Genomic DNA, 429 nt, shown 5'->3' on the forward strand with positions numbered 1-429 from the left:
GCTGCTCGGCGTCGGTTTCACCATGGTCGAGCCGCAGCAGATCAGCAAAACCCTGGAAATCACCCTGGCCACCTTCAAGGCCGAGAAGAAGCCGGAAAAGGCAGATTTTCTCGCTCAGGAAAACCAGGAAGGCAGCGGCACGCTGGACAAGAAAGCCCTGCCCAAGACCACCGAAGTCGCTCCGTTCCAGGACAATCAGGTCAAAAAGGTCACCCCGCCGCCCGCCGCCAAGCCAGTGGTGCAGGAAGCCGCCCCGAAGGCAGCGGTGACCACCGTTGCGCCGAAACTGAAAAAGGCGCCGACCAAGAAAGAAGAAAGCAAAACCGAAGTCAAACCGACCGTCGACGCGCCGGCGTTCGACAGCTCGCAGCTGTCCAGCGACATCGCCAGCCTCGAGGCGGAGCTGGCCAAGGAACAACAGCTGTACGC

General features: G+C 61.1%; 1 pseudogene. It reads left to right on the top strand.

Features of this window, described 5'->3' with window-relative positions:
* Positions 1-429 (top strand): annotated as a pseudogene (locus tag J5M71_RS28885) (energy transducer TonB); the annotation flags it as partial.

Origin of the sequence: Pseudomonas sp. 43(2021) (assembly GCF_017490805.1) — a bacterium.
GTDB lineage: Bacteria > Pseudomonadota > Gammaproteobacteria > Pseudomonadales > Pseudomonadaceae > Aquipseudomonas.